This is a genomic window from Arthrobacter sp. H5, from assembly GCF_000520595.1.
Classification (GTDB): Bacteria; Actinomycetota; Actinomycetes; order Actinomycetales; family Micrococcaceae; genus Arthrobacter_D.
On the sequence record NZ_KI915031.1, the window covers coordinates 1 to 4,697 of the forward strand.

The following is a 4,697-nucleotide window of genomic DNA, read 5'->3' on the forward strand; positions in this document are numbered from 1 at the left end:
GGTACGCGCACAGCTTGCCAGGCAGTCGGTGATTGTCCCGCCGCTTCGGGTTGCGCTGGCGCGGGAAGTACGACGACGACGCGCGGCGCGCGGGGAACCCAGGAACAGGACCAGTCCTCCACAATCCGATAGATAGCTGGAGTTATGCACATACGCGGACTGGGCCCCCGAGCTGACCGCACCAGGGGAGATGCTCGTAGGCATGAGCACACCGACACCTTTCAACGTGACATCGCCCGCCGATATTCTCAGCTACGTGCCGCATGTCCTGGGATTCCAACCCAAAGACAGCCTCGTTTTCCTGACGATGACAGGCAAACGCATCGGGGCCACCCTGAGGCTGGACCTGCCGGGTCCTGACACGGACCTGTTTGACTACGCTTCGGGGGCCGGCTCGTTCCTTCAATCGGACACAGGAGCCGACGGAGTCCTCATGGTGCTGTACACCGACCAGGAGTGGACGGATCCCGCAGAGCCGCCCTACCTGGAGCTGGTGCATTGCCTGGATCTGGTCCTTGACGCTTCCGGGCTGCAGCTCCGGGACGGCTGGCTGGTCGGCGGCAGCCATTGGCGGGAGTATTTCTGTGACGATGGGAGCTGCTGTCCCTGGCCCGGGCACCCACGCGGGACCATCACCGACAGCCGCCTCAATGCCGAAATGGTATATCAGGGAAGCAGCTATGCGGACTCTCTTGAAACAGCCGTAGGTAACCTGAGCCAGGAGAGCCACGAGGACATCAAGCGGCTCTGCGGTGACTACCAGGCTGCCTATTCCGCCGGGTGGGGATCCAAAGGCCTTGGGCGTGAGGCTCTTAGGGTGTGGGACGTCGTGATCTCAGCGACCAAGGGCAAGCCGGCAGCCAGCCCGACCGACACTCCCGAGGTAACGGCATTTCTCCTGGCTGGGCTTGCCGCCACACCGATTCGTGACTGCCTCCCGGTGCTGGCCGCGCTTGGACTGGACGCTGCTCTCAGCGGTGCAGCCGCGTCGGGTGCTTTCCGCGGCAAGAAAACGCATGTCGCCATTCCAGCCGAATGCACGGCAATGCTGAGTTCGCGTCCGGCTGCTGCGGACGCCGGCCCGCAGACCAGCTCCGCAGATGCAGCCTCTGCCTTCGGCGGGGTTTTTGTGGGTACCTATGCGGGTGCGCTGGACTGGGAGCGTCTGGACGCGCTGCATGCCGTTCTTCTGGCGCTTTCACCCCTGGCGTCCGGAAGTTCGCGAGCTGCACTTCTGACCATCCTCGCCTGGATCGAGTGGGCGCGCGGCAGGGGGTCGAGAGCACACCTCTACCTGCAGGAGTCCGTGCGGGTGGCCCCCGGGTACGCCCTGGCGCGCTTGCTCACGGAGCTGATTGGTTCCGGCGCGCTTGCATCATGGACCCGCCAGCGCGACCGCGCCTGGCAGAGCGAGTCGCCCCATGCTGCCTGAGGGAACCCGTCGGGAGGCCGGTCCAACCAACCGGGATGAAGGCCGTTGACGGCTATCTGTGATTCACGCGGTGCCCCGAAATCATGCGACAATGGGAACCGAGACCCGGTTGGGTTCGTGTTTCAAGTGGTGTCGCTGATACCTGTGGAAAGCTTCGGAGGAAACCTTCGAACGGACCGTGGCAGGGAATAGCGTAGCCAGCGGGATGGTTGCTGGAGTATAGGCGCATCCCGCCACTCCACTTGATTTCAATCACGGACTTGACAGGGTCATAGTGGTGTCGCCCCTTTGGCTGCACCACAGACCGCCCGTATGAAAGGTTCTCTGTGTCGGCCAAGAAGACAACAGCACCGGTGTTATCGGAACCCGGTACAACAACCACCAAGCGCAGGACTCCGGCCAAAAAAGCGGCCCCCAAAGTCACTGCAGCCGGTCCTGCGGTGAAACCGGCAACAGAGGCATCCACCACCGGTGCCAATGGTTCTGCCGCTGAGCAGGATGAAGCGACGGAAACCAGCGCTGGAGCCGGTGCGGACGCCGAAGGCACGGAGACCGAGACCAGTACAGGCACCGGATTTGTATACTCTGATGCCGATGATGACGATGCACCGGCACAGCAGGTTGTCTCAGCCGGAGCAACTGCGGACCCGGTCAAGGATTACCTCAAACAGATTGGCAAAGTTGCCCTGCTCAATGCGGAGCAGGAAGTTGACCTTGCACTCAGGATTGAGGCCGGGCTGTTCGCCGAGGAGAAGCTCGCCGCGGATGACTCAATCAATCCGAAACTGCGGCGTGAACTGGAATGGGTTATCCACGACGGAAAGCGCGCCAAGAACCACCTGCTCGAAGCAAACCTCCGCCTTGTGGTGTCCCTGGCCAAGCGCTACACGGGCCGCGGGATGCTCTTCCTGGACCTGATCCAGGAAGGCAATCTCGGACTCATCCGCGCTGTGGAGAAGTTTGACTACACCAAGGGCTTCAAATTCTCTACCTATGCAACCTGGTGGATCCGGCAGGCAATCACCAGGGCCATGGCCGATCAGGCCCGGACAATCCGCATCCCGGTACACATGGTGGAGGTCATTAACAAACTTGCCCGTGTCCAGCGCCAGATGCTTCAGGACCTTGGGCGGGAGCCCACTCCCGAGGAGCTAGCGCTCGAACTCGACATGACACCTGAAAAGGTTGTCGAGGTACAGAAGTACGGGCGGGAGCCGATTTCACTGCACACCCCGCTTGGTGAGGATGGGGACTCCGAGTTCGGCGACCTGATCGAGGACTCCGAAGCCGTTGTTCCAGCTGACGCTGTGAGCTTCACCTTGCTGCAGGAGCAACTCCACTCGGTGCTGGACACGCTTTCCGAGCGCGAAGCCGGGGTAGTGGCAATGCGCTTTGGCCTGACCGATGGGCAGCCCAAGACCTTAGACGAAATAGGAAAAGTCTACGGAGTCACGCGCGAACGGATCCGCCAGATCGAATCGAAGACCATGTCCAAGCTTCGCCATCCGTCCCGTTCGCAGGTGCTGCGCGACTATCTGGACTAAAGTCCTCGGCAGGACCCGATAACAGGTCAGTTAATAGTGAAGGACCCCTCTTCGACGAAGAGGGGTCCTTCACTATTAACTTCACTATTTATGTTTAACTGACCGTCCGGCCGACGGCCGGACGGTCAGCCACGTACTCAGTCGTCGATGGTCTGGTGAACCTTCTCATTCAGCCGCCCGGTTTCGTCCTGCCAGTCAGAGGTCAACGGCCTCAGCGTTGCCTCAACGGCCCGCGAGTGGTGACCACAGAAGAGGAGCTCTCCACCGGAGGACTGAAGAACCGCACGCACATATGCCTGCGCGCCGCAGCGGTCACAGCGGTCCAACGCCGTTAGTTCTCGCGTTGCTGTTGCTGTTGTCATGATTGCCTCCTTGTGTGGATCCAGTACTTCATATAACCACTATTCGTAGCCGTTTCTTCGCAAGCTGGGTCGTCTTTCGCTGAGCGCGTATCACGTCCCTGCCGGTAAAGCGGCGAATGATGCACCGCTTCGCCATGCCTGACGCTATCAAGCAGAACTGGGGAATATGCTGGAACGAGTGCGCCCGCTGCCAGGGCGCAACCGTCCGGTTCCCCCCAAGGAGTTCTCAGTAAACGTGGCCCCTCAAAGCACCGAATACAACGCGCGCCATCTTTCAGTACTTGAAGGGCTGGAGGCGGTCAGGAAACGTCCCGGCATGTACATCGGGTCCACGGACTCCCGTGGACTGATGCATTGCCTGTGGGAAATCATCGACAACTCGGTTGACGAAGCGCTTGCCGGCCACGGACAGAGTATTTCCGTTATTCTCCACCCGGACGGTTCGGTGGAAATCCACGACGACGGCAGGGGAATCCCCGTGGACGCCGAGCCCAAGACCGGTTTGAGCGGGGTGGAAGTGGTCTTTACCAAGCTCCATGCGGGTGGAAAATTTGGGGGCGGTTCCTACACCGCTTCGGGCGGCCTGCACGGCGTGGGTGCGAGCGTGGTCAATGCGCTCTCAGCCCGCCTGGACGTACAGGTGGACCGTGGGGGCAAGACCTACCAGATGTCCTTCCGCCGGGGGGAGCCCGGCAACTTCGAAGATACGCGCACCGTTTCGCCCACCGCCAAGTTCTCCCCCTTCCTGGAAAGCTCCCGCCTGGAGGTTGTCGGCTCCACTAAGCGCGGAGTGACGGGAACACGGGTCCGCTACTGGGCCGACCGCCAGATCTTCACCCCCGACGCCCGGTTCTCCTATGAGGAACTGCAGGCGCGTGCGCGACAGACCTCCTTCCTGGTGCCGGGCCTGCGGATCAAACTGCGTGACGAGCGCGGGCTGCCGGGCACCGACGGGCCGGTTGAGGAAGTCTTCCATCACGACGGCGGCATTTCCGAGTTCGCCGAGTTCCTCGCGGCAGACAGTGCCGTCACGGATGTTTGGCGGCTTCACGGGTCCGGACGGTTCAAGGAATCAGTTCCCGTGCTGGATGACCGCGGGCACAGCCAGATCACTGAAGTGGAGCGCGACTGCGAGGTGGACGTTGCACTGCGCTGGGGCATCGGGTATGATACCACCGTCAAGAGCTTCGTCAACATCATTTCAACGCCAAAGGGCGGAACGCATCAGAGTGGGTTTGAGCAGGCGCTGCTGAAAACATTCCGCAAGGTGATTGAGACCAACGCCCGAAAGCTCAAAGCGGGCAACGACAAGATCGAGAAGGACGACGTCTTCGCCGGCCTGACGGCCGTGTTGACTGT

4 protein-coding genes are annotated in these 4,697 nt (G+C 61.4%); 3 read left to right on the plus strand and 1 reads right to left on the minus strand.

The window, feature by feature from the left end:
* Window positions 1-202 precede the first annotated feature (202 nt).
* A complete protein-coding gene (locus tag Y708_RS27765) occupies window positions 203-1,432 on the plus strand; it encodes a DUF4192 domain-containing protein (RefSeq protein WP_028281274.1) in 1,230 nt (409 codons plus the stop codon).
* 326 nt (window positions 1,433-1,758) lie between these two features.
* Window positions 1,759-2,976, plus strand: a complete 1,218-nt coding sequence (locus Y708_RS0119930; RefSeq protein WP_028281275.1) for an RNA polymerase sigma factor — start codon at window positions 1,759-1,761, stop codon at window positions 2,974-2,976.
* A gap of 137 nt (window positions 2,977-3,113) precedes the next feature.
* Here the strand turns inward: Y708_RS0119930 and Y708_RS0119935 are convergent, their stop codons facing one another.
* Window positions 3,114-3,338 (minus strand): DUF7455 domain-containing protein, encoded by a 225-nt coding sequence (locus tag Y708_RS0119935; RefSeq protein WP_028281276.1) that lies wholly within the window; start codon window positions 3,336-3,338, stop codon window positions 3,114-3,116.
* A 235-nt stretch (window positions 3,339-3,573) separates the two neighbouring features.
* On the opposite strand from Y708_RS0119935, the gene Y708_RS28735 reads away from it, so the two are divergent.
* Window positions 3,574-4,697 (plus strand): ATP-binding protein (locus tag Y708_RS28735; RefSeq protein ID WP_035777013.1); only part of this gene is annotated, 1,124 nt, incomplete at its 3' end.

Coding starts and splice junctions, on each gene's coding strand:
- Y708_RS27765 (WP_028281274.1), top strand. CDS start 203: ATGAGCACACCGACACCTTTCAACGTGACATCGCCCGCCGATATTCTC.
- Y708_RS0119935 (WP_028281276.1), bottom strand. CDS start 3,338: ATGACAACAGCAACAGCAACGCGAGAACTAACGGCGTTGGACCGCTGT.